This window comes from Vibrio sp. 10N.222.52.B7 (genome assembly GCF_041474275.1).
Taxonomy (GTDB): domain Bacteria; phylum Pseudomonadota; class Gammaproteobacteria; order Enterobacterales; family Vibrionaceae; genus Vibrio; species Vibrio crassostreae_C.
On sequence record NZ_JBFRTU010000239.1, the window covers coordinates 1 to 488 of the forward strand.

Below are 488 nucleotides of genomic sequence, written 5' to 3' on the forward strand. Positions count from 1 at the left end.
CAAATGTGGGATCCAGAAGGTAAGCAAAAAGATACCAAAGCAATGGTCCCAGATCGTAGCTACGCGAGCATTTACCAAGCGGTTATTGATTTCTGTAAAGAGAACGGCGCGTTCGATCCAACAACGATGGGTAGCGTACCAAACGTTGGCTTGATGGCTCAAAAAGCGGAAGAGTACGGTTCTCATGATAAGACTTTCATCCTTGAAGCTGCTGGTCAGGTTCAAGTTGTTGACGCTTCAGGCGCTGTGCTTCTTGAGCAAGACGTAGAGGAAGGCGATATCTTCCGTATGTGTCAGGTTAAAGATGCACCAATCCAAGACTGGGTTAAGCTTGCGGTAACGCGTGCTCGTGCATCGGGTGTTCCAGCGGTATTTTGGCTAGATGCGTCACGCGCACATGATGCTCAGCTTATCAAGAAAGTTGAAGCATACCTTCCTGAATACGATACCGATGGTCTTGAAATTAAGATCCTTGCTCCACTTGAAGC

General features: G+C 47.5%; 1 protein-coding gene. It reads left to right on the top strand.

Annotated elements, in window-relative coordinates; all coding sequences use genetic code 11:
- The coding region (locus AB4512_RS22615) for an NADP-dependent isocitrate dehydrogenase (RefSeq protein WP_372175776.1) at positions 1-488 on the top strand (488 nt) is incomplete at both ends.